This window comes from Pseudoclavibacter terrae (assembly GCF_008831075.1).
Classification (GTDB): Bacteria; Actinomycetota; Actinomycetes; order Actinomycetales; family Microbacteriaceae; genus Pseudoclavibacter; species Pseudoclavibacter terrae.
The window spans coordinates 575,699-598,392 of sequence record NZ_WBJX01000002.1 but is presented as its reverse complement, the minus strand read 5'-3'; the positions used below and the strand labels follow the sequence as shown (position 1 = coordinate 598,392).

At 67.9% G+C, this 22,694-nt stretch carries 21 protein-coding genes, 4 tRNA genes and 1 pseudogene; 12 read left to right on the top strand and 14 right to left on the bottom strand.

Translation table 11 applies throughout. The features are described 5' to 3' along the window. The first annotated feature begins 17 nt into the window (after window positions 1–17). Window positions 18–518 (top strand): DUF456 domain-containing protein, encoded by a 501-nt coding sequence (locus F8O03_RS09025; protein ID WP_151423544.1) that lies wholly within the window; start codon window positions 18–20, stop codon window positions 516–518. A 110-nt stretch (window positions 519–628) separates the two neighbouring features. After that, window positions 629–1,507: a superantigen-like protein SSL4 gene (locus F8O03_RS09020; RefSeq protein WP_151423543.1), complete on the top strand. Its 879-nt coding sequence runs from the start codon at window positions 629–631 to the stop codon at window positions 1,505–1,507. 106 nt (window positions 1,508–1,613) lie between these two features. Here the strand turns inward: F8O03_RS09020 and F8O03_RS09015 are convergent, their stop codons facing one another. After that, window positions 1,614–4,472, bottom strand: a complete 2,859-nt coding sequence (locus F8O03_RS09015; protein ID WP_167516526.1) for an ExeM/NucH family extracellular endonuclease — start codon at window positions 4,470–4,472, stop codon at window positions 1,614–1,616. A gap of 106 nt (window positions 4,473–4,578) precedes the next feature. Next, the gene (gene ku / locus F8O03_RS09010; protein ID WP_151423541.1) at window positions 4,579–5,637 is read right to left on the bottom strand and encodes a non-homologous end joining protein Ku; all 1,059 of its coding nucleotides are present in this window, start codon (window positions 5,635–5,637) and stop codon (window positions 4,579–4,581) included. Between the two features lie 93 nt (window positions 5,638–5,730). On the opposite strand from ku, the gene F8O03_RS09005 reads away from it, so the two are divergent. Continuing rightward, the gene (locus F8O03_RS09005) at window positions 5,731–8,127 is read left to right on the top strand and encodes an ATP-dependent DNA ligase (RefSeq protein ID WP_151423540.1); all 2,397 of its coding nucleotides are present in this window, start codon (window positions 5,731–5,733) and stop codon (window positions 8,125–8,127) included. 82 nt (window positions 8,128–8,209) lie between these two features. Here the strand turns inward: F8O03_RS09005 and F8O03_RS09000 are convergent, their stop codons facing one another. After that, window positions 8,210–8,413, bottom strand: coding sequence for a hypothetical protein (locus tag F8O03_RS09000; protein WP_151423539.1), 204 nt, complete (start codon window positions 8,411–8,413; stop codon window positions 8,210–8,212). A gap of 206 nt (window positions 8,414–8,619) precedes the next feature. Between F8O03_RS09000 and F8O03_RS08995 the strand changes: the two genes are divergently transcribed. Together F8O03_RS08995 and F8O03_RS08990 are read left to right on the top strand one after the other, a co-directional pair. After that, window positions 8,620–9,114 carry a hypothetical protein gene (locus F8O03_RS08995; protein WP_151423538.1) on the top strand — a complete coding sequence of 165 codons (495 nt, stop codon included), beginning with the start codon at window positions 8,620–8,622 and terminating at the stop codon, window positions 9,112–9,114. Between the two features lie 83 nt (window positions 9,115–9,197). Further along, window positions 9,198–9,416 carry a DUF3263 domain-containing protein gene (locus F8O03_RS08990; protein WP_104253308.1) on the top strand — a complete coding sequence of 73 codons (219 nt, stop codon included), beginning with the start codon at window positions 9,198–9,200 and terminating at the stop codon, window positions 9,414–9,416. A gap of 18 nt (window positions 9,417–9,434) precedes the next feature. Here F8O03_RS08990 and F8O03_RS08985 read toward each other — a convergent pair whose 3' ends face one another. The 3 genes from F8O03_RS08985 to F8O03_RS08975 all read right to left on the bottom strand — a co-directional run bounded on the left by F8O03_RS08985 (window position 9,435) and on the right by F8O03_RS08975 (window position 11,170). Continuing rightward, the gene (locus F8O03_RS08985; RefSeq protein ID WP_151423537.1) at window positions 9,435–10,325 is read right to left on the bottom strand and encodes a DUF5996 family protein; all 891 of its coding nucleotides are present in this window, start codon (window positions 10,323–10,325) and stop codon (window positions 9,435–9,437) included. A 108-nt stretch (window positions 10,326–10,433) separates the two neighbouring features. Then, window positions 10,434–10,742 (bottom strand): hypothetical protein, encoded by a 309-nt coding sequence (locus F8O03_RS08980; protein ID WP_151423536.1) that lies wholly within the window; start codon window positions 10,740–10,742, stop codon window positions 10,434–10,436. A gap of 92 nt (window positions 10,743–10,834) precedes the next feature. After that, a complete protein-coding gene (locus F8O03_RS08975; protein WP_146079137.1) occupies window positions 10,835–11,170 on the bottom strand; it encodes a DUF7882 family protein in 336 nt (111 codons plus the stop codon). Between the two features lie 274 nt (window positions 11,171–11,444). Between F8O03_RS08975 and F8O03_RS08970 the strand changes: the two genes are divergently transcribed. Beyond that, the gene (locus F8O03_RS08970; RefSeq protein WP_151423535.1) at window positions 11,445–12,911 is read left to right on the top strand and encodes an amino acid permease; all 1,467 of its coding nucleotides are present in this window, start codon (window positions 11,445–11,447) and stop codon (window positions 12,909–12,911) included. Window positions 12,912–12,993: 82 nt separating this feature from the next. After that, window positions 12,994–13,269 carry a hypothetical protein gene (locus F8O03_RS08965; RefSeq protein WP_151423534.1) on the top strand — a complete coding sequence of 92 codons (276 nt, stop codon included), beginning with the start codon at window positions 12,994–12,996 and terminating at the stop codon, window positions 13,267–13,269. Window positions 13,270–13,291: 22 nt separating this feature from the next. Here the strand turns inward: F8O03_RS08965 and F8O03_RS08960 are convergent, their stop codons facing one another. The 4 genes and pseudogenes from F8O03_RS08960 to F8O03_RS18645 form a co-directional block, all read right to left on the bottom strand. After that, window positions 13,292–14,710 carry a TY-Chap domain-containing protein gene (locus tag F8O03_RS08960; protein WP_151423533.1) on the bottom strand — a complete coding sequence of 473 codons (1,419 nt, stop codon included), beginning with the start codon at window positions 14,708–14,710 and terminating at the stop codon, window positions 13,292–13,294. A gap of 42 nt (window positions 14,711–14,752) precedes the next feature. Further along, window positions 14,753–15,298, bottom strand: coding sequence for a hypothetical protein (locus F8O03_RS08955; protein WP_244296101.1), 546 nt, complete (start codon window positions 15,296–15,298; stop codon window positions 14,753–14,755). A gap of 137 nt (window positions 15,299–15,435) precedes the next feature. After that, window positions 15,436–16,269, bottom strand: coding sequence for a hypothetical protein (locus F8O03_RS08950; RefSeq protein WP_151423531.1), 834 nt, complete (start codon window positions 16,267–16,269; stop codon window positions 15,436–15,438). Between the two features lie 228 nt (window positions 16,270–16,497). Then, window positions 16,498–16,659: pseudogene (locus F8O03_RS18645) on the bottom strand (variant leucine-rich repeat-containing protein); the annotation flags it as partial. A 140-nt stretch (window positions 16,660–16,799) separates the two neighbouring features. Between F8O03_RS18645 and F8O03_RS08945 the strand changes: the two are divergent. Further along, window positions 16,800–17,324, top strand: a complete 525-nt coding sequence (locus F8O03_RS08945; protein ID WP_151423530.1) for a hypothetical protein — start codon at window positions 16,800–16,802, stop codon at window positions 17,322–17,324. A 162-nt stretch (window positions 17,325–17,486) separates the two neighbouring features. On the opposite strand, the gene F8O03_RS08940 is transcribed toward F8O03_RS08945, so the two are convergent. Both F8O03_RS08940 and F8O03_RS08935 read right to left on the bottom strand, forming a co-directional pair. Then, entirely contained in the window at window positions 17,487–18,107 is a 621-nt protein-coding gene (locus tag F8O03_RS08940) for a hypothetical protein (RefSeq protein ID WP_151423529.1), read from the bottom strand. A 177-nt stretch (window positions 18,108–18,284) separates the two neighbouring features. Continuing rightward, window positions 18,285–18,357: transfer RNA gene (locus F8O03_RS08935), tRNA-Val, on the bottom strand. Between the two features lie 330 nt (window positions 18,358–18,687). Between F8O03_RS08935 and F8O03_RS08930 the strand changes: the two genes are divergently transcribed. From F8O03_RS08930 to F8O03_RS08915, 4 genes are all read left to right on the top strand, one after another. Then, a tRNA-Gly gene (locus F8O03_RS08930) sits at window positions 18,688–18,759 on the top strand. A gap of 64 nt (window positions 18,760–18,823) precedes the next feature. Continuing rightward, window positions 18,824–18,894: transfer RNA gene (locus tag F8O03_RS08925), tRNA-Cys, on the top strand. 6 nt (window positions 18,895–18,900) lie between these two features. Next, a tRNA-Val gene (locus tag F8O03_RS08920) sits at window positions 18,901–18,975 on the top strand. A 76-nt stretch (window positions 18,976–19,051) separates the two neighbouring features. Then, entirely contained in the window at window positions 19,052–19,957 is a 906-nt protein-coding gene (locus F8O03_RS08915; RefSeq protein WP_151423528.1) for a class I SAM-dependent methyltransferase, read from the top strand. A gap of 51 nt (window positions 19,958–20,008) precedes the next feature. On the opposite strand, the gene F8O03_RS08910 is transcribed toward F8O03_RS08915, so the two are convergent. Next, a complete protein-coding gene (locus F8O03_RS08910) occupies window positions 20,009–21,670 on the bottom strand; it encodes an alpha-amylase family protein (protein WP_151423527.1) in 1,662 nt (553 codons plus the stop codon). Then, window positions 21,667–22,641: an LLM class flavin-dependent oxidoreductase gene (locus F8O03_RS08905; protein WP_151423526.1), complete on the bottom strand. Its 975-nt coding sequence runs from the start codon at window positions 22,639–22,641 to the stop codon at window positions 21,667–21,669. The genes F8O03_RS08910 and F8O03_RS08905 overlap by 4 nt, the downstream gene beginning before the upstream one ends. Window positions 22,642–22,694: the final 53 nt, after the last annotated feature.

Genomic DNA, 22,694 nt, shown 5'->3' with positions numbered 1-22,694 from the left:
ACCGATACGGTTGAGTCATGAATGCCCCCGTGATCGCAGCCATCGTCGCCGTGGTCCTCGCGATCGTCGGCGTCATCGGCATCATCGTGCCCGTGCTGCCCGGCAGCATCACCATCGTCATCGGCTTCCTCGTGTGGGCGATCTTCGCGGGCAGCTGGCCCGTCTGGGTGGCGTTCGGGGTCGGAGCCGCGCTGCTCATCACGGGCATGATCATCGGCTGGGTGCTCACGGGGCGTGGGCTCAAGAAGAAGCAGGTCCCGAACCGATCAGTGCTCATCGGCCTCGCAGCCGGCATCGTCGGCCTGTTCGTGCTCCCGGCGTTCGGACTTCCGATCGGCTTCGCGGCCGGTCTCGTGGCCTCTGAGTACGCGCGAGTGCGTGAATTCCGCGCGGCCCTTGACTCGAGCTGGACTGCGGTCAAGGCGCTCGGTCTCGGCATGGTCATCGAGCTCATGTGCGCGCTGGTCGCCACCACCATCCTCGCGCTGTCGATCTTCCTCCACTTCATCTGGCTCTGAGTTTCCTGAGCGACGCGGGCAGTTCTGACTTCGACTTTCGGCGCGATCGTCTTACTCTTAGGGAAGCTGTGCGCGGAATGCGCGCCGCTAGAACGTCTTGGAGGAGCCGGATGTCGAACGGGGAGACCTCGAACGCCATAGTGGCGTTCGTCAAGAAGCGCCCGGGTGAGCTCGCGGCCGCGACGATGAGCGTCATCGCGGTCGGCGCGGTCGTCGCTGCCCTGACCGTCACGAACGGCCAGGGAGGCGATGTCGCAGCGCCCGTCGAGACCGTGGCCGTCCCCGCGACGGCGAGTGCCGCCGTGGCGAGCGCCAGCTCCAGTGACGTCGTCAACCTGCACATGCTCGCTCAGCCGCTCGCCAGCCTCCCGTCGGAGCGGGTCGGGACGGCCGAGAAGGTCGCGCTCGAAGACGCCCTCGGTCAGGTCAAGGATGCGCTGAGTTCGACGTCGTCGGAGTCGAACGCGCTGCAGACCTCGTACACCGCACTGCAGAACGCCGTCGGTGGCATGGCGACGAGCACGCTCGCCCTGGGACGAGAGCACCGGCTGCAGGTCACGCTCGCTTCCGCGGACATCCTGACCGCGTACGACGCAGCGCTCATCGAGCTCGCGGATGCAGCGGATGATCGCGCGCGCACGACCGGGATCTCGTCGGTCGTGCGGCAGGCGACGGCAGCCCAGAGCTCGCACAGCGCGGCGGTCGACACGCAACAGGGTGAGGACACGAGCGTTCCGGAGGAGCCCATCGACGACTCGGGCGTCGACGCCCCCACGCAGGCACCCGCACCCTCGGAGCCGGCCACGCCGACCCTGACGTCGCAGCCGGTTCCGGACGGATCCGGAGGCGGCACGACGCCACCCGCGCCGGTCGAGACGCCAGAGCCGACTCAGCCGCCGGCCCCTGATCCCACCGATGAGCCTGTCGATCCGCAGCCGACCGGTGAGCCCACGCCCTCCGAGCAGTCGGGGAGCGACTCGGGACCGTGATCCCGCACTGCGCGTTCTGACTCCTGACGACAGGCCGTGAAGCGAGTGCGCTCCACGGCCTATCGTCTCCCTCGAGGCGAGTCAGCACTCACCCCAGGCCATCAGGTCAGGCGCGGTCCACGCGGCGCCTCAGCAGGAATGCAAGTGCGCCCGCGAGCAGCGTGGCGCCGGCCGTGATGGGCAGGATGGTGCCGAGCTCGACGCCGGTGGTGGCCAGCTGCTGTCCGTCCGACCCTGGGTTCCCTGGGGCAGTCGGCTGGCTGGGCGTCGGCCCGCCAGCCGCCGGCGGGATCGCGCTCGCCGAGGGCGACACTCCTGGCACGGTCCCGTCGGTCTGCGTGGGCTCAGGAGCCACCGTCTCGGTCGGCGCCGGGCCTGCCGTCTCGGTGGGTGCCGGGCCTACGGTCTCGGTCGGCGTCGGCGCGACGGAGAAGTCGAGGCCGATCAGGAACGGGTTGTGGTCGGACGACCGGTAGACGTCATCCGAGTAGAGCTGGGTGACGTTGGAGTTGAAGCGGCTGTACTCGGTGCCGACCTGCTCGTACGCGTTGATCGTCCACACATCTGCTCCCGTCACTGCTCCGGCCGCTGCGTCGCTCGCCAGGATGTGATCGAGTGAGCCGACGGTGCCGCCGAAGCTGTACGAGTACTCGGTGCCCGTCGAGCCGGGCTCGCCAGCGGTCCTGTTGCGCAGGTCTCCGAGGTTCTCGTAGCCGGCGTCCTCGAGCACTCGCAGGGGGTCCTCCTGCGAGTAGCTGTTGAAGTCACCGGTGAGGAACAGGAGGTCCGTGCCGTGCTCGGCGCGTTGCGCCTCCGCGAAGCCGGCAAGCGCCTGAGCCTGCCGCGTCCGGTCCCCGTTCCACCCGCCGACGGCTCCGGCGGGCCCGACGATGTCGTCCTCGTCCGCGTTGTCGCCCTCGCCAGAGCCGCCCTTCGACTTGAAGTGGTTGGCGACGACGATGAAGTCGGTGTCCGTCGCGGGATCCGAGAACGTCTGTGCGAGCGGAGCGCGTCCGTTGACGAACGCCGGGTCGTCGAGGATGCTCGAGGACCCGCTCAGCTCGACCGTCGCGGGCTGGTAGATGAAGGCGGTTCGGATGACGTCGTCACCCGTCGCAGGAATGTCCGCGGGGGAGGGCACGTGCGCCCACCGGTCTGCGCCGGCCGCGGTGTTGAGGGCATCCACGATATCCACGAGCGCCGCATCGCGATCCTTGCCGAAGTCCGAGGAGTCCTCGATCTCCTCGAGCGCGACGATGTCGGCGTCGAGCTGGTTGATCGCGGCGACGATCTTCGACTCCTGCCGCTCCAGGTTCTCCGCGTCCCAGGCACCGCGCGGAAGGCATCCGTTGGCGCTGATGGGGTTGCCCTCACGGTCGGTGTAGCTCTGGCTCGGGTCGCAGGAGTCGACACCGAGGCTCGTGAAGTAGTTGAGCACGTTGAACGTGCCGAGCTGCAGACTGCCGCCGACCGAATCAGGGCCGGCCTCTCGCGCGTCGGAGAAGGTGACGGGTGCATCCTCGGTGCCCGTCAGCGTCGTCGTCGGCTGGAAGCGGTAGCTGTCGAAGGAGTAGTGAACGACGACAGGCTGGCTGAAGGTCGCCGTCGCACCGACGGTGACGGGGGTCTCGATACTCAGGTAGGGAAGGGGGATGGCCGCGTTGACCATGCTGCCGCTCTCCCGTCTCAGGAAGTCCGTCGAGGCACCGTCGTCGAGGATGACGCTGTGCGCGGCGTTGTACTCGGCCTGCGCGACTGCCTCGGCGCTGCCGGGAGCCCCGACCTCGGTCGGCGTCACGAGCAGCCGCTCCCCGACGGAGAGCCCCACCTCGCCGTACTGGTTCAGCGCATAGTTCTCCGAGACCCGGTAGGTGCCAGACGGTGCGAGCAGCATCCCCTCGTAGCGTTCCCGCTCCTCGTCGGTCTCCGGCCACTCGATCGCGACGGGCTCGACGACGTCCTCCTGGCGGACTTCGAGCTGCTCGACACCGCTCGCACTGATCTGGGTCGACTCGAACCGCTCACCGACTCGTCCGGTGACCGCGACTCGATCGCCGATGCTGACCGTGGCGGCAGCGGCTGGGCCGTACACGAAGACCCCGGTCGAGGCGATGTGGGTCGTGGGGTCTGAGACACCTGGCGTCTGGATATTGAAGCCGCCGAGCCCACCTTCGGCGTAGACCGCCGTCACGACGCCCTCGGTGGTGACCGTCTGGTCGACGAACGGTGAGGCGGCGGCGGTGCCCTGGATCTCCGCGATCGATACGAGCTCCGCCTCCGGCGGGACGGTCGGAACCGCAGTCGTCGTCGGCGCTGGGGTCGTCGTCGAGCCGCCCGCGGAGTTCTCCGGCGTCGGTGCTGCCGCGACGAAGTCGGCCGAGTTCTCGTCGGTGTCGACTCCCGTAGCTGAGCGCTGGGCACTGAGCGCATTGCCGAGTTCCGGCGCCGGGGCGGCTCCCTCGAAGGCACTCGCGCTGCCGTAGCCGACGAGGTCGACGACTCCGAGAGCATCCGCGGCCGTCCCCGCGGGGAGCGTGAGCGCGTCGGTCGTGTCTGCCAGGGCGACGATGCCTCCGCGCGCGCCCATGGCGATCTCCCCGCTCGCATCCGGCGCCGGGAGCTCGCCGGTCTGCGAGGTGCCGGCCGACAGCGCGACGAGATAGTGCGAGGCCGGGGCGACGGTGCCGGAGAGCTCCGCCACACCGCCGAGGTTCCCGCCCGCGGAGAAGTACTGGACCGACCACCCGTCGACGCTGATCGCCGCGGGGCCCGGGTTATAGAGCTCCACGAAGTCGTTCGAGTACAGCGAACCGGAATTGCCACCGCCCCCGTATGCCTCGTTGATGACGAGCTCTGTTCCACCGGGCGCTGCGAAGGTCGGGGGAGCGGCTGCGACGAGCAGGCCGCCTCCGGTGAGCGTCGTCGCGGCTCCCACCGCGAGGAGCTTCTGCCAAGGTCGTGTCACGTGGGTCCTCCTGGGGCGTTCGTCTGACGAGATCGCCGTCACCGTACCCGCCCCGTGTCGCATGGGGACTTCTCGTGCGTGAACGCCCGGTGAACTGGAGGACGTCTCAGGCGCTCTTCCGCTCCTTCGCAGGCGTTGCCTTGCGGGGCGTTGCCTTCTTGCCTGCGGCCTTCTTCGTGGCCGGCTTCGCCGTGCTGCTCGCGGCCTTCCGGTGAGCGCTCTTCGTCGCCTCGCTCTTCGTCGAGGAGGTCTTCTTCGACGTGCTCTTCTTCGACGTGCTCTTCTTCGACGCAGTCTTCTTCGTGGAGGTCTTGCTTGCGCCCGCCTTTGCCTCCTTCGTGTCGCCCTCCTCCTCTCCGGCCCGGTCGGATGGCGTCCTCCGCCCCTTGTCGATGCTCCGTCGAAGCGCGTCCATGAGGTCGATGACCTCCCCACCCGACTCGTCGTCATCCTCGGTCTCGCCGAAGGTGGCAGCGGTATCGAGGGCGTCGCCCTCCGCAAGCTTCGCGTCGATGAGCTGCTGCAGCTGCTCCTGGTAGTCGTCGGTGAACCGGTCGGGTGCGAAGTCGGCCGCGAAGGAGTCGACGAGGGATGCAGACATCTTCAGCTCCTTCGCCGAGATCCTCACCCGTTCGTCGAGCGACGCGAAGTTCGCCTCCCGGACCTCGTCGTCCCAGAGGAGCGATTGCAGCATGAGCACGTCGCCGCGTGTCCGGAGCGCGCCGAGCCGGGACTTCTGCCGGAGCGAGAAGTGCACGATCGCGGTTCTGTCCGTCTTCTCGAGAGTCTTCCGCAGCAGCACGTAGGCCTTCGCCGACTTCGAGTCTGGCTCCAGGAAGTAGCTGCGATCGAACATGATCGGGTCGAGCTGGTCGCTCGGCACGAACTCGACGACGTCGATCTCGCGGCTTCGCTCTTCTGGCAGCGAGCTGAGGTCGTCCTCGGTGAGCACGACCGTCCGGTCCTCGTCGGCGTACGCCTTGTCGATGTGCTCGTAGTCGACCACCTTCCCGCAGATCTCGCAGCGTCGCTGATAGCGGATGCGCCCACCGTCCTTGTCGTGCACCTGGTGCAGGTGCACGTCATGGTCCTCCGTCGCGCTGTACAGCTTCACTGGGACATTGACGAGGCCGAATGCGATGGAGCCTTTCCAGATGGATCTCATGCTCCAAGTACAGCGGACGCGGTGGCTCGGGAGCCGAGCCGACGCTGAGTGTTCACCGGTGATCGCCTCAGGCTCGGGGTGCATCCTGGGCCGATGGCGACCCCGAAGCAGACCGTGACGGTCGACGGCCACCGTGTGACGCTCACGAATCTCGACAAGGTGCTCTACCCGGAGACCGGCACCACGAAAGCCGAGGTCCTCGCCTACTACGCGGAGATCGCGCCGTTCCTGCTGCCGCACGTCCGGGAGCGTCCCGTGACTCGCAAGCGCTGGGTCGACGGCGTCGGGACCGCGGAGCACCCCGGCAAGGTGTTCTTCCAGAAGAACCTCGAGGCGAGCGCCCCTGCGTGGGTGCCAAAGGAGGGGATCGAGCATCGGGACCACCGCAACGAGTACCCCATCGTGCGGGATGTCGCGACGCTCACCTGGCTCGCGCAGGTCGCCGCCCTCGAGCTGCACGTGCCTCAGTGGCGTTTCGGTCCGGGCGGAACGCCGCTGAACCCCGACCGCCTGGTCCTGGACCTCGACCCGGGCGAGGGTGCCGGCCTCCCCGAATGCGCCGAGGTGGCGAGACTTGCTCGTCGGATCCTGCAGGGCATGGACCTCGACCCCGTCCCCGTGACCAGCGGCAGCAAAGGCATCCACCTGTACGCCGCCCTCGACGGGGCCCACACCTCGGATGAAGTCTCGCAGGTTGCCCACGAGCTCGCGAGGTCGCTGGAGGCCGACCATCCGGACCTGATCGTGAGCGACATAAAGAAGACCCTGCGGGCCGGCAAGGTGCTCGTCGACTGGAGCCAGAACAACGCATCGAAGACGACCATCGCCCCGTACTCCCTCCGCGGGCGCGCGCGGCCGACCGTGGCCGTCCCACGTACCTGGCGCGAGCTGGCCTCCCCGCAGCTGCGCCACCTCGAGTTCGGCGAGGTGCTGGCACGGATGCGCACCAGGTCCGACCCGCTCGCTCCCGTCGCCGAGGCCGCCAGGCAAGACCGGCTGGAGCGCTACCGGTCGATGCGCGACGCGTCGAAGACGAACGAACCGGTGCCGGCGGATGCCCCGCCTTCCTCATCCGGGCGGAGCTTCGTCATCCAGGAGCACCACGCGAGACGGCTTCACTACGACTTCCGGCTCGAGCGCGACGGCGTGCTGGTCTCCTGGGCTGTGCCGAAGGGCATTCCAACCGACACCAAGAAGAACCACCTGGCGGTGCAGACCGAAGACCACCCCCTGGAGTACGGCACCTTCGAGGGCACGATCCCGAAGGGCGAGTACGGGGCAGGCGAGGTGTACATCTGGGATTCGGGAACCTACGAGCTCGAGAAATGGCGCGAGGGTGAGGAGGTCATCGTCACGTTGCACGGGGAGGCAGCTGGCGGGCTCGGGGAGCCGACGCGGGTTGCGCTCATCCACACGCGGGGGAGCGGTGATGACAAGAGCAACTGGCTGCTGCACCGGATGTCAGCCGAGAAGTCGCCGAGGACGGGTGCGACAGCGTCGCACCGCACCACGAGGCGGACCGAGCGCTCCAAGCCCTCGATCCCACCCATGCTCGCGACCTCGCGTGACACGAGCGTCTTCGACGACGAGGGTGACTGGGCGTTCGAGATGAAATGGGACGGCATCCGCATCGTGGCATCCGTCGAGCCCGACGGGCCACGGCTGCTGACGAGGAACGGCAATGACGTGACGGCTGCGTACCCGGAGGTCGCCGATGCACTGCGCGCGAGCCTGAGCGGGCGGGTGGCGGTTCTGGACGGCGAGGTCGTAGCGTTGGACCGCCGGGGACGCCCTGACTTCGGCCGACTCCAGTCGAGGATGGGCTTGCGCGCACCGCGCGACGTCGAGCGGGCGGCCGCGGAGGTGCCGGTGCACTACTTCGTCTTCGACCTGCTCGAGGCTGACGGCGAGAGCCTGATCGATCGACCGTACGAGGAGCGGCGCGACCTGCTTGTCGAGGACGTGCGCGAGCATCGCGGGCTCCGTGTTCCTCCGGTGGTCGAAGGCGACGCGAAGCTGGCGCTGACGAGCAGTGCTGAGCTCGGGCTGGAGGGCATCGTGGCGAAGCGGCGCGACAGCCCCTACCGTCCGGGCCGGAGGTCCGAGAGCTGGGTCAAGGTCAAGCACCACAGGTCCCAGGAAGTTGTCGTCGGGGGATGGCGTCCCGGACGGGGACGACGTGCCGACAGCATCGGCTCGCTGCTGCTCGGCGTCCCCGGTCCGGACGGACTCCGCTACGTGGGCCGTGTCGGCACAGGATTCACCGACCGACAGCTCGAACGGACCGCCCAGGAGCTGGCGTCCCGCGAGCGTGACACCCCGCCGTTCATCGACATCCCGGCGGCGGATGCGCGGGGCGCGGTCTGGGTGGAACCGGAACTGGTCGGGGAGGTCGAGTTCGCAGAATGGACCGCCGGTGGCCGGCTCAGGCAGCCGAGCTGGCGCGGATGGCGCCCCGACAAGTCTCCAGCGGAGGTCAGCCTCGAGTGAGCCCGACGAGGCTTGCGTCCCAAGCGCGCCGCGCGCGGTGGAAGCCGGGTCACCAGCGCGACCCGGCCTCCGATACTGCGGTTCAGCCGTTGACACCTGCGGGCGGGACGGTGTCGTCACGGTGCTGCGCCGCGTCATCGCGGACCTGCGTGGGCGGCTGGTCCGGCCGTTCCCGGTTGGGCTCACCCGTGCCGAGGCCCTGGATCGATTCTGCTTCGAGCCGCTCGTTGGTCTCGTCGAGGGTGGCGTCGTCTTCGTGGTCGGGGGTCGCGTGCTGTTCTGTCATGCTCCGACCGTACGCACGCCAGCCGAGACGAAGGTGAGTGCCGGCCGCTTCCACGCTCACGTGCACGCATCCGTTCACACGCAGCGCATAAGGTGCTGTTGCAGAATCTGACGCGTCTGACCACGAGGAGACCTCTGCCTATGACGAGCACCCGGCCTGCGCCGCCAGCCCACGCCCGATCGGCGTCTCCACGCCGACGGCGGTCGGTGGGGAACGTGGTCCTCGGGGTGCTCGGGACGACACTCGTCCTCGCCGGGGCTGTGATCCTGGCGATGTCGCTCTTGGTGCCGACGACCGTGGAACGCGGGTACGGGCAGGTGAAAGCCGCGGTGAACGACGTCGCCGCGGAGGTGCAGCTGCCCGCGGTTCGGCTCGGGGTCGAGGGCGGTCAGGAGGAACTCGACGTGTGCGACGGATCGTTCATCGAGATGACCAGCTATCGCAACACCGTCGGGGTTCCGGCCGTGTACGCGGCGCACAACAACTGCGGGGGCGACATCGTCCTGAACTGGGTGGTCGGGACGCAGTTCGAAGTCGAGGGCCAGCCGGGCACGTTCGAGGTCGTCGACGTGCGGCACACGGCGAAGCACTGGGAGACGACGGAATCACTGATCGGACTGCAGGGGGACTTCGCATTGCAGTCGTGCTTCTACGGCGAGGATCGCATGCAGTTCGTCGGCATCAGACCGGTGGCCGGTTGACGTCACCCGCCTAGGCCCTACAGAGGTGACGGCTGAAAAGCAAGAGCGGGTCATCTCGTTATGTCCTGACCTACTCTTCAAACATGATCACCGCACGAGCAAGGGCGCTCCTGGAGTTCGAGGCAGCTCACCCTGGCCGCGACCGTCCGAAGCTCGACAAGATCCGGCAGCTCGGCCTCACTCCGGAGGGGTATGAGGCCAGGCTCGAGGTGCTCGTCGCCGACGTCGACGTCATGGCCGAATACCCCGAGCTCGTCTATCGCTACTGGAACCAGCGCCGCGATCGCGCGTCCCGCCCCTGAGGTCAGGTCCCGGATGCGCTAGGCGCTTGTGGTGACGCTCGCCCAGTCTGCCAGGTCGGCCTCTGCTCGATAGGTCGCTGTTAGGAAGTCCTGGACCAGACCGTCGGGGTCGGCTGCCTCCCGAACCACCTCGTACGGCAGGAGGTACTCGCCGAGGGCCTCGTCCCAGTAAGCCCCCTCCGGCACGCGCGCATCCGCGAACCCGACGGGAGCGGGGTAGGCGTACGAGTAGTAGGCGCCCTCGCGCCCGCCACCGGGCCAGAATCCGGCGCTCGAGATCTCATGCGAGTACCCCTCGATCATGACCTCGTTGGGGCAGTTCGGGGCCCCGCCCGGGTGACGGGGCGCTTCGCGGCCGGAGAAGCGGGTCACGGCGAGATCCATGGCTCCCCAGAAGAAGTGCACGGGGCTCGCCTTGCCGGTGAATGCTGCGCGGAACCGCGAGAGCGCCCGGTCCGCGTCGACGAGCTGTCGCCAGAACGCGTGAGCCGCGTCACGGTCGTAGCTGGCGTGCCGTGTGTCCTCGGCGAAGGGAATCGCCAGCTCCACCTCGTTCGGGGCGCCGTGGATGCGCGGGTGGAGGTTGAGCTCGCTGAGCAGAGCGAAGAGGCGCGAAGAGAAGTCGGCGACGGACATCGGCTCGAGATGCAGCATTCGCTTCCCGCCGTCGCTGTGGCGGATGACAAGGCGGTGTTCCACGAAGTCGAACTCGATGTCGAAGATCCCGTCGCCGTGCGATTGCGTGCCAGTCGCGAGCCCGCGAGGGGTGACGTGCAGCGTCACGTTCCACCAGTGGTTGACGTGCGGCGTGCTGACCATACGGATCTTGCCCACGATCTGCAGCCAGCGGTGCAGGGTGTCGCGGGTGTCGGTCCAGCTGTCCACGGCGAGGATGGGTCGAGTCGTCACATCCCGACGATAGCGGAACGGACGTCGAGGGTCACGGACCCGGCGGGCAGCTCGTCGCGTTCGACTCCAGGCGAGCCGCAGCGCGATCGGAGGGGTCATCCCGGACGTCTAGAGATCTGGCCCCGCGGGGTCATCCACCGCGTCGTCTCCCCAGGCGATGCAGCTGTCCGGCTCGAATTGCGGCAGCGACGCCGGGTCGAGCGCGCGCGAGGCTGCGTCGCCCTCATTCACGGCGAAGGCGCTCGTCAGGACCTGTGAGAACGGCGTCACCAGCACATGCGCGAGTCCGCTGTCGGTACGGAGATCCACGAAGGCGCCACCCGTGCGGACCGCCGCCAGGATGCGCTCCTGGACGGCGGCGATCTCGGAGTCCTGGACAAGAAAGGCGTCTCCGGCGATGACGAGCTGGTACGTCATGGGGCACCCTCCTTCGCGAGGCTGGTCTCAACGCTAGCTGTCACGATTCCCAAGCACACGAGGGTTGACGTCACGGTGAAGGCGGGGGAGAGCTACCCCTTGGGCAGCTGCGGCGACATCTGCTCGCCGAGGACGACCTCGCCGCCCGCATCCCTGACGACGAGTCCCGCGGCGCTGTCAGCGGACCGCTGGAGCGCGGTGAGCCACTCCGGGTCGAGCTTGTGCGCGGGCTTCTCGATGTGGAAGTGCGCGGGAAACGACGGCGTCATCCAGACCGTGCTCCGACCATCCCCGCTGGTGTCCGTGTTCCGCCACGAGACGATGAACGACTCCTGGTTCCTGAACTTCTTCAGCACGATGACCTGAAGGTGGGCCAGTGTGCGGTCGTCGAAGCGGACTTGAATCCCGTCGTACGTCATGATGCCCATGCAGAAGGCCCTTCCCCTGCTTCTCGCGCGTGACCGATCGATGATCGACACCATCCATGCGGTGAAGCGATGCTCGTCAGACGATGATGCCACGGCGTGCGTTCCGGAGTCTGGCGCGGAAGCCCCTGAACGCTCGGGCCCGAAGTCCTCAGCGAGCTTGACGAGTACTCGTCAGCACCGCCCACTCGTCCGAAGCCGTCCGACGCCGCATACTGAGCGTGCGGAATGGATCTTCACAGAGCTGTGGAGATCGCGCACTGAACGAGGAGCACCGATGAGCACACGAGGTTCGTCCCAGTCGATCATGCGGCGGAAGCCGATCGAGGACATGGAAGAGGACAACAAGAGCAGCGGCCTCTTCAAGTCGCTCGGGCTCTGGCAGCTCACGGCGATCGGCGTGGGCGGCATCATCGGTGTCGGCATCTTCTCGCTCGCCGGACTCGTCGCCGCGGGCAGCGAGGGGACGCCGGGAGCTGGGCCAGCTGTCCTCATCTCGTTCCTCATCGCGGGCCTCGCCTCGGCGGCCGCCGCGCTCTCGTACGCGGAGTTCGCCGGCATGATCCCGAGGGCAGGGTCGGCCTATACGTACGGGTACGTCGCCCTCGGGGAGGTCATCGGCTGGTTCATCGGCTGGGACCTCCTGCTGGAGTACATCGCCATCGTGGCTGTCGTCGCCATCGGCATCTCCGGCTACTTCGACGCCTTCCTGTCGGGCCTGGGCATTCACATGCCGGTCTGGATGACCTCCACCGTCGACGAGGGCAAGGGCGGGGTCGTCAACATCCCGGCCATCGCAGTCTGCCTCCTCGTGACCTGGATCCTGTCTCGCGGCACGAAGGCCTTCGGGCGGTTCGAGCTCGTCGCGGTCGCCATCAAGGTGATCCTGATCCTGTTCATCATCGGCCTCGGCGTCTTCTACATCGACGCGAACAACTACAACCCGTTCATGCCGAGCGGCTTCGGCCCGGTGCTCGCCGGCTCAGCCACCGTGTTCTTCGCCGTCTTCGGCTACGACGCCATGAGCACCGCGGCTGAGGAAGCCAAGGACGGCAAGAAGCACATGCCGAAGGCCATCATCCTGTCGCTCATCATCGCGATGCTGCTCTACGTGGCGGCGACGCTTGTGCTGACGGGGATGCAGAACTGGGAGGAGATCGACCCGACGGCCGGCTTCGCCTCCGCGTTCAACAGCGTCGGCCTGCCCGTGATCGCGACGATCATCTCCGTCTTCGCCGTGCTGTCCATCCTCACCGTGATGCTGACGTTCCTGCTCGGCGTCACCCGTGTCTGGTTCTCGATGAGCCGCGATGGGCTGCTGCCGGGCTGGTTCGCGAAGACGGACCGCAACGGGACCCCGCAGCGCGTCACGTGGATCGCTGGCGTCGCGTCAGCCCTCCTTGCGGGTGTGTTCCCGATCAAGGCCGTCGCGGACCTCACGAACATCGGCATCCTCGCCGCGTTCGTCGTGGTCTGCCTCTCGGTCATCATCTTCCGCTACAAGCGCCCGGATGCTCCCCGAACGTTCAGGCTGCCGCTCATGCCCCTGGTGCCCGCGTTCGGCATGCTCGCCTCAGGCTTCCTGATGCTGCAGCTGCACTGGGAGACCTGGCTGCGGTTCGGTGGGTGGCTCGTCATCGGCCTGATCATCTACTTCGCGTACGGTCGCAGGCACTCGCTCATGAACCCGAACAGCCCGCGGCACAAGGCGCTGAGCGACGGCATGGGAAACCAGCGCGACTAGGCCGGTGCTGAAGCGGGCAGGCGTCATGCGGCCCGGCCTCGGTCCCGCCGCGGGTGTTCCGGGGTTCGGGTAGCGTCAGGGGATGGACCCCGACCAGGACGGACCGCCAGCCGCCTCTGAGCCACCGGAGCCGCCACGAGCGGAACCGGGCCTCGCGCTCAACGGGCGGCGGAGCGGACCGTACATCGGCGCCGCGCTCGCGACGGTCCTCGGGTGCATCTTCCTCCTGCCGCTGGTCGAGAGCTGGTGGCTCAAGGTCGCGGTCTTCTGCGTGTGCATCCTGCCGATCGTGATCGCTGTGTGGATCACCCGGAGAGCTCTCCGCCGCGAGACGAACAGGCGGGCCGGGGAGCGCTGATCGGCGACCGTGCGCGTGGTCGTCAGCGTCGAGGGAGACGGAGGGCGGGGATCTCAAACGCTGCCGTCCCGAGGTCGCGTGCCTCCCACTCCTCGGCCGTGTAGCTCGCCCCGTCAGGGAACACCTGCGGATCCCGCCACGCGGTGTAGGTGAGCAGCCGCGGACTCCCGACGCTATACCCGTCACGAAGAGCGGCGACCGACATCTCGGCAAGCGCCTGCAAGGCACGACGTTCGTCGCGGCGGCGGGCGCTCGTCGACCAGTTCGGCTGTCCCGGCCGTGGCGGTGTCCAGCCCGCATCCCGGAGTGCGCGTTCATCGGCGGCTGCGACGACGTCACGCCCCGGAGCCTCCGCGTCCAGCACGGTCGGGCCTCCGGCGAACTGCACGTACCGTCGCGCGTCGCCCACCCCCGAGACGACGAGGAAGACCCGGTCAGTGACCGCCTCACAGGCCGACGCGAGTGCTCCGGCGAAGTCACTCCACGTCGTGGCCACTCCAGGTTCCAGGCGCGCTTGCCCGTTCCGCAGCCAAGGCGGGGCTGACGCCTCCCGCGTCGTCGCGACCTGCAGGTCGACGTCATCGAGTTCCACCGACCGCACATACTCCTGGATCTCAGGCCGCTCGAAGCCGAACTGGAGGAACCCGGAGTCCAGCGACCGTCGGTCGCGGGTCGAGAGCTGGACGGTGTGCGCGGAAGCGGGCCTGACCTGAACAGAAAGCCCCCGGTACGTTCCGGAATGGTTGATCGTGACGTACTCGAGAGGGTCCTCAGGACCGATCGTCCGGAGCTGCTCTCCCTGCTGCGGGGCGAAGCCGGACCGCGGTTCCGGGGAGGCCAGCGCCCATCCGGAGTCTCGCCGCACGACCGGATACTCGACGCCATCCAGCACCGCATACAGACCAGGAGCCCGGAGCTGCGGGGACGCCGGAGGCAGCTGAGCGGTACCGTCCTGCTTGCCGGGAGAGACGCGTCCGCCCGACCGCGAACGCGCCCGGGGAGGCAGGACCTCCTCTGGGTGCCCCTCCCACGGGGCCGGCTTCCGCACCCTGGTGCTCGTGACGTCGAGGTCAGGATCCGGGTTGCTCACGGTCTTGCGCCAGTCGAGGCCGCCACGACGAAGCTGCTCAGCCGCGAATCCCAGCTCAACGGACGACCGGTCGGTCGAGATGAGGAGCAGCTCGGCACCGCCAGGAAGCGGGGCCACATCCACCGGCAACCCCCGGTAGACGCCGGCGTGCTCAAAGCTGAAGCACTCGACCTCATCGTCGATGGCGATCGGGCGGATGAACACCTCGCGATCGACCACGAAGCCCCGCACGGGGCTGGTCGAGCGGAACGCCCACCTGCCGTCGTGCACTCGCAGCGGGTACACCACGCCGTCGTGGGTGGCGTAGAGCCCGGGCCCCGGAACCAGGTTCGATGCGGTGTGGTTCATCATGTCCTCTTCCTGCTTGTCAGCGCCTGCTGAGCATGCCGAACGTCAATGATCCCGGAGGCGACGCGCCTCCCGGTCGCAGGCTCTGGCGTCGAAGTACTCGTCGGATGCGAGCATGACCGGTTCCGAGTCAATCCAGACGGCGTTCCCATCGACCCGGAGAATGCCGATGATCAGGACACGGTCGCGCTCCGACGACCAGATCGTCAGCAGGCGGTCGTCACCGTTCGCCTGCTGCGCTGACGCAAGTGCCTCGACCGCCGGCTGGCGACGAGTGCTTCCCTGCTCCAGGGCACCGACGACGTCGTCGAGGGGGAAGCCGTGCCGCACCCCAAGGATGACTGCGTTCTTGAGTACACCACCGCCGCGTACTCGCCACCGGCGGGCGACGAGGAACGTCAGGACGATGCAGGCGGCGAAGGCCAGCGGGGGGAGGACAAACGCACCGGCAACCGCCTGACCGCTCCGCACTCGCCCGCCCAGCAATTCGACGGTGGCTGTCGGGTTGAGGTACACGAGCAGCGCGACGAGGCCGGCGGCGACAGCTGAGACCAGCCAGAACACCGTCTTGCGCGGCGATCTCTCAGACACGAACAGCTCCGGTCGCGTCGCGAACCAGACCGACAAGTCGCGCGACCTCGAGCGAAGCGGTTGGAACCCCATGACCCCACCCTACGGAACGACGAGCGCATGCCTCCGAGTGCTGATGCCCGCAGCGCGCACCGACGTCACCCGACTGGTGCGTTCATGCCGGCTGCCCAGTCGCGGATCGCCTGGCGCTCGGTGTCGCCGCAGACGTAGCCATAGCCGGTCTCCTTGACGCCGTCGCTCAGCGTCCACTCGTTGAGATACGTCAAGGCGTAGCAGTCGGCCATGACCTCCTCGCTGCCCTGGAACAGCCCCTGCGCGAGGAGGGCCTGGTAGCCGCCGTCGTCGTCCGGGTACCTGACGTCGTCTGCGCGCTGGTACACGTGCGCGAGCTCGTGGACGGTGGTCATCTTGGCGTGCCACTCGGTGCGTTCGGCATCGGGGAGGAGGTGCACGGTGAGGGGGCTGCCGCCCTTGACGCATCCGACAGTCTGGTAGCCCTGGTCTGCGTTCTCATTGGTGCCGCAAGCGGTGGCCGCGTCGTACTGGACGTCGATGAACCCGTTCCCGGCGGCGTCGATGAGGCCTTCGCTCACGGACCCGCTCGCGTTCGTGCGGCGCGTCTGGGCGTCGGTGATGCTCTGTTCGAGGTCCGCGCGGAAGGTGCTCATCTGGTCGGCGAGGAGTTCCGCCGAGTACGCGGTGAGGTTCGGGTCCGTCATCTTGGCGTCCTGGTCCTCCATCCAGTCGAAGAGCGCCACGAGCGGTTTGGCCGGGTTGCCGTCGAGTGCGACGGACAGCTCATCGATCTTCGTCCGCTCCTGCTCGTACAACGCGATGTGCGCGTCGAGGTCATCGGCGCCGGTGTCGACCGGTGCGGCTTCGACAGAGGGGCTCGGGGTCGTTGCCGTATCACTCAAGCCCAGGATCGCGCCAAGGCCGGCGAACGCGAACAGGCCCATGAACGCGACCACGACCAGGCAGCCGCAGCCGGCGAGCCAGCCTCCCGCTGTCCCCTTCCTGCGCGGCGGATCTGGGCTCCGGCCAGGGGCATAGGGGGTAGCGGCCAGCCCCGGGCGTGGCGGGGGAGGCCCGTACGAGGGACGTGTCTGCGGCGGCTGAAGAGGTCGCGGCTGCTGCGGCCGCGACCACTGAAGGTTGGGTTGCGGTCGCGGGTGCGACTGAAGATTGCCTGGCCGACTGACACCGTTCATCCAACGGATCAGCTCGGGTGTGGCAGCAGGGTTCGCGGCGATGTCCCCGCGCAGATCAGGCCGGCGCATGGCGATGTCCGTCAACACGTGCGGGGGCGTACCCGCAGCTCGCGCAGCTGCTCGGTCCCGATCCCATCCCGCGTTCGCCATTGCTCTCCTCATCGTCGATCCTGCAGGCGAGTTTAGGTCTGCCCGGACGCCCCGGCACCGCGGTGGTGCGCCTCACAGCGCCTGTCGCGTCTGCCACCGGCCCGAGGGCGCTCGAGTCCGCCTCCGCCTAGCATGAGGACGTGACCCACCCCAATCCCTTCCCTCACTCAACCTTCTCGGGTGCACTCGGAGTCGGCGGCGGGTACGTGCCCGCGAACGCTGAGATCGCTGACGGCTGGATGACCCTGTGGGCTCTCGCTCCCGAAGGCTGGGCCGTCGTCTTCCGCGCACCTGTCCCCGAAATTACGGTGACGTCGCGGGCGCAGAGCATCCACCTCGCCGTCGGGGGAGCGAAGTACCCGATGCTCGCCGACCCAGGGGCCGTCAACCGCGCGCTCGGGTACACAACTGCCGGCACGGTCGCAGCGATCCTCGACCGTCCGATGGCCGGCGCCGCAGCGGATGTGGGTGCCCTCCGGAACCAGATCTCGGCCGCCTCCTCCTGGAGCGCGGGCGGCGGACCGCAGTTCCTCGACGCGGCACGCCGATCCGGCGCACGCGTCTCCCGCCTCGGCTACGGCGCAATCGCCGCCATCGGCTGCGGCACCGGTATCGCCGTGGTGATCATCGTCACGGTGCTCACCGTCCTCGTGGTCAACCTCTGAGGAGGACCGGGCAGCAGCAGCTCCCGATAGGCAGGACGAGTGCGCGGAGGCCCGCCTGCCCGCTCGGTGTCTCCGTTCATGTGCTCGGGGAGCTGCGCTCCTCGGCCGCGCGCCGACTCTGCGCAACGAAGTAGCCGAAAGGGCCCGCGGCTTCCCGAGTCGTCAGCTGCGCGTGTCCGAGGTGCATGTGCTCGTGCGCCTTGTCAGCGGCGAACGGCAGGCCCAGTGTTCCTGGCGGTGCGGAGCGCAGCCACGCCGGGTCGAACCGGGGCGCTTCGCCCTCCAGCAGCGCGGCGATGGCGTTGAGCTGAGCGACGCCAGTCTGTTCGGAACCCCCATCTTCGAGGGGAACAGCATCGATGCGCCCACCAGGAGGAACGTGAGCGCGCTGGTCACCCCGACGACGACTGCGGTCACCGACGCGTCGACGGGCGGCTGATTGCGTGGGCCACCTCCCGCGGCGATCAGGACGCCGGCAAGCGTCGTTGCGGCTGACAGGAACCCCAGGATACGGAGCGAGTTTCGCCAGGGGGCAGGCGAGATGAGGTCTCGACGCTCCGGGTCCTCCGCGAGGAGCCGTGCCGTGTCGGCGTCGAAGAGGCGCTGCGCTTCTGGACGGATGCTCGCGCTGATCGAACTCACCTCTGCCCTGTAGGCAGGTTGCCAGGGAAGCACCGCAGCGTCGAGCATCGCCTCCAGCGGCGTGTACGCCGTCGCCCCCATCTTCCTAACGAAATCCCGTCCAGCATCGGCAGGCACGCTCGAATCCGATCGTCTCGGCATCTGCACCTCCTCCATCGGACGAGTCTCGGTGATCATCGGAGCACGCAGCGGCGCAGCATATGCCCAGGCACGCACTCGCTTCAGTCCTCGAGATCGGATCCGGCGCCGGAACCGCACGGCAAGCAGAAACCCCCGGATCAGGGAAAGATGATGTTCCTGACCGGGGGTTTCTCGCGGTGGGTGATGCGGGACTCGAACCCACGACCTCTTCCGTGTGAAGGAAGCGCGCTACCAACTGCGCCAATCACCCGCGACGAGGACTAATCATGCCACAGAATCCGGCGGGGGATGAGCACGCGGCGCTGACGTGCCGAACCGTGTCGCCGTGGCGCCCAGGTGAACGAGTCGGTGGAGCACGTCGCGGCACCGCGGACCTGCATCCAGCCTCGGAACTGCGCACTTCAGCCCCTGTTCCCACCGGGTTCTCGTGCACAACTCCCGATACGCCCACCGCGGCTTGCCGTTCTGACCAGGGCTTTCGGCGAATTACACCGGTGGATTTTGTATCGCGGCTCGAGTTCCTATAGAGTCATTCTCGCGCTGGTCAAGCCGGAACGGAAGTTCCCAAGACAAGCGCGATGCGGATGTGGCGCAGTGGTAGCGCATCACCTTGCCAAGGTGAGGGTCGCGAGTTCGAATCTCGTCATCCGCTCGAGTGTGACTCAGTCTGGTGGTAAACACCAAACGGAGGTTGCACGGGTTTCAACCCACAACACGGTGACGTGGCCGAGAGGCGAGGCAGCGGCCTGCAAAGCCGTCCACACGGGTTCGAATCCCGTCGTCACCTCGCAATGGGCGATTGGCGCAGCGGTAGCGCGCTTCCCTGACACGGAAGAGGTCACTGGTTCGATCCCAGTATCGCCCACCATTGAGAAGAAGGCCCCTGAATTTCAGGGGCCTTCTTCGTGTGTGCAACCAAGGCCGGACAAGCGGAGGATCCCAGCATGACGTCCGCGACTCACACGTCAGGTTCCGCAGCCACGGACAGTCAGCGCCCGAGGCTCGAGGAACGCTACTTCCGGCGCATGGCGGCCGCCGCCGACGAGAAGACCCAGCTCACCGACTGGCTGCGCGGTGGACGGATTCTCGACATCGGCGCCGGCGGGGGAGACCTGGCGGCGCGGATAGCGACGCTCCCCGACGTCGAGGAGGTCATCGCGCTCGACGACTCCGTCGACGCGGTCGCCCACCTGAACGCGATCCACGGCATCACCGTGCGATTCGGCACCGCCGACCAGCTCGCAGAGCTGGGCCTCCGCGACCTCGACGGCATCGTCATGAGCTCTGTGCTGCACGAGATCGCCTCGTACAACCCGCGGGGACCCGAGCACGGTCGACAGGCCGCGCTGGCGAACCTCGCCGTCATCGGGCGAGCGCTCCGCCCCGGAGGGGTGCTGGTCATCCGCGACTTCGTCACGCCCAGCAACCCAGACCGCACGCTGACGCTCATCACGCCGGGACGAGACGGGGACGCTCTGCTCAGCGCCTACCGGGAACAGGTTCCAGTGCCCGAGCTCGCAGACTTCACCGCACGCGGCCCGCACACGTTCACGGCGACGGCCCGAGCCGTCACGGAGGCCCTCCTCACGGTCAACTGGGGCGTGGAGTCGCTGCAGCGGGAGGCCCAGGAGCAGTACTGCCAGCTCCAGCTCGAGGAGCTTGTCCACGAGGTCGAGGCGCTGCAGGTCGGCCTGTCGCCACTCCACCACAAAGCGTGGGTCCAGTCCGGTTACCGTGAGCACCTCGCCGACTGGACTGTGCTCGAGCAGGACGGCACCCCGTGGTTTCCCGAGACGAAGGCGATCTGGGTCTTCGAGAAGCGCATCCCGCCGGACTCTGCGACCTCCTGAGACGCGGATGCCCGGGGAGCCGGCGGAATCGGGTCGGCCCAGCCGGCCTCGTCAGCGCAGTCTCCCGTCGCCCGGCCGCGAGACCCGGAAGCGGCGCGCGCCGTAAGGCAGCAGGTCGAAGGCGACGCGTCCCTCCACCAGGTCGATCTTGGTCCCGTCCGCGAGGTCGGTCAGCACGCTCCCCTCGGGCTCACCCACGATGCTCACCTGAACCGTCACTGCCTCGTCGGAGAAGCTGTGGAGCGCGACGAATCGTCGACTGGCGGTGGCGCAGGAATGTGCGAGCACCGACGGCGCGTCGCAGTCGAGCGCTTCGAATGCTCCCCAGCCGATCTCCGCGGACTGCCGGTAAGTGCGCGCCAGCATCGCGACGAACGAAAAGAGAGAGTCCTCGTCGAAGAGCTGGTCCTCGACGTTCACGTGCCTGGGTGACCAGGGGCCCTCGGCGAGGGGGAGCGGGAACCGACGCGGTCTGGCCGTGGAGAACCCGGCTCTGAACTCATCGCCGTCCCACTGCATGGGGGTGCGCACCGCGTCGCGCTCATCGATGTCGAGATGCTCGCCCATGCCGATCTCCTCCCCGTAGAAGAGCACCGGGGTGCCCGGCAGCGAGAAGAGCAGGCTGTAGACCATCCGAACCCACCTTGGGTCGCCGCCGAGCATGGGCGGCAGTCGACGGCGAATGCCGCGATCGAAGACGCGCTGGTGCTCGTCGGGCGCGAACGCCTCGAACACCTCCTGTCGCTCGGCGTCTGAGAGCTGATCGAGGGTCAGCTCGTCGTGGTTGCGGATGAAGTTCGCCCACTGTGACTGCACGTCGACTTCGGGGCGGCGCCCGAGCATATGCCGCAACGCCGACGGATCCCGCCTCGCGAGCGCCAGGTACAACGCCTGATTTCCCGGGAAGTCGAACTGCATGTGCAGCTCTCCCTCACCCGCCTCCCCGAAGTACTCGACCTGCTCCTCGTACGGCAGGTTGACTTCGCCGATCAGCGCAGCATCGCTTGAGCGACGCTGCGCGAACTCGCGCAGCGAACGCAGCACGTCGTGGTCGCGTTTCGGGTCCCGACGCAGCGGCGACGAGACGAGCGACGGAACTGCGTCGACGCGGAATCCCGAGACCCCCAGCTGCAGCCAAAAGCCCATGACCTTCGAGAGCTCCTCCTGCACGCGCGGGTTGCCAGCGTTCAGGTCGGGCTGGTGCCGGTAGAAGCTGTGGAGGTAGTACTGCTCGGTCCGCTCGTCCCATTCCCAGACCCCGTCCTCCTGGTCGGGGAACATGCTTTCTCGCGAGTCCTCCGGCGGCTCGTCGCGCCAGACGTAGAAGTCCCGGAAGGGCGAGTCCTTGCTCCTCCGCGCAGACTTGAACCACGGATGCTGATCTGAGGTGTGGTTGACCACCAGGTCGACGATCACCCGGATACCCCGGTCCTCGGCAGTTCGGATGAGCTCCACGACATCGCCGTGCGTGCCGAGCTTCGGGTCGATGCCGTAGAAGTCGGCGACGTCGTAGCCGTTGTCCTGCTTGGGGGACGTGTAGATGGGCATGAGCCAGAGGCAGCTGACGCCGAGCTCGGCAAGGTAGTCGAGCCGCCGAGAGAGCCCGGAGAGATCACCCGTGCCGTCGCCATCGTCGTCGAGGTACTTCGCAACATCGACGCAGTAGATGACGGCGTTCTTCCACCACAGATCGCTGGTGTCGACCAGTCTCATGCAGCACCCCCGAACCGTAGCCGCAGCGCGGCCAGGAGCGGTCCGGCTCGCTCCTCCAGGAACGAGTCCTGGTCCTGGGAGATCTCGTGCAGGTACACCCTGTCGAAGCCGCCTGCGATGTCCGCGATTCGGTCGGCGAGCACGTCGATGTCCGAGGCGACAAGCACATGCTGCTGGAGCTCGTCGTCGCTTGGCGCCCCTGCCAGGCGCTCGAACTCCTCTGGCTTGGCGATATCCCAGGCCTCCGGCGGGGTCACGACACCGTGCAGCCACTGCTCCCGCACGAGAGCCACCGCGGCGGGGAGGTCCGGTTCGAGTGCGAAATGTACCTGCACGGCGGAATCTCCGACCCCGCCAGCGGCACGGTACGCGTCGAGCACGGCTGCGACTTCCTCACTCTCCGTGCCGACGGTGACGATCCCGTCGGCCCACGCGGCGGCCCACGTGGCGGTCGCCGTGCTCGTCGCCGTCGCCCGCAGCGCTGGGACAGCCGGCGGCAGCGACCAGAGCCGCGCACGGTCGACGACGATCCGCCCTTCCTGCGTCACCTCCTCGCCCCTGAGCAGTCGAGACATGACGTCGACGCACTCGCCGAGGCGAGCCGTCCGCTCATCCTTCTCCGGCCAATCTCCGCCGATGACGTGCTCGTTGAGCAGTTCCCCGCTGCCGAGCGCCGGCGCGTAGCGACCGGGGAACATCTCTGCGAGCGTCGCCACAGCGTGCGCCGCGATCACCGGGTGGTAGCGGTACCCAGGCGTCAGCACCGCCTCGATGGGGAAGCTGGTCCGGGCGAGGGCCGCGCCCAGCCAGGCGATCGTGTTGCCCGAGTGTCCCTGGCGCCGGGTCCAGGGTTCGAGGTGGTCTGCGCTGAATGCACCGTCGAAGCCGACTCGCTCGGCGTTCACGACGGCATCGAGCAGAGCACTCGGGGGAAGCTGTTCATGGGAGGCGTGATATCCGATGAAGACCATGCGGTTCATCCTCTCCGCGCTGCCTGGCAGACTCCGCAAGACGCGGTGCAGCC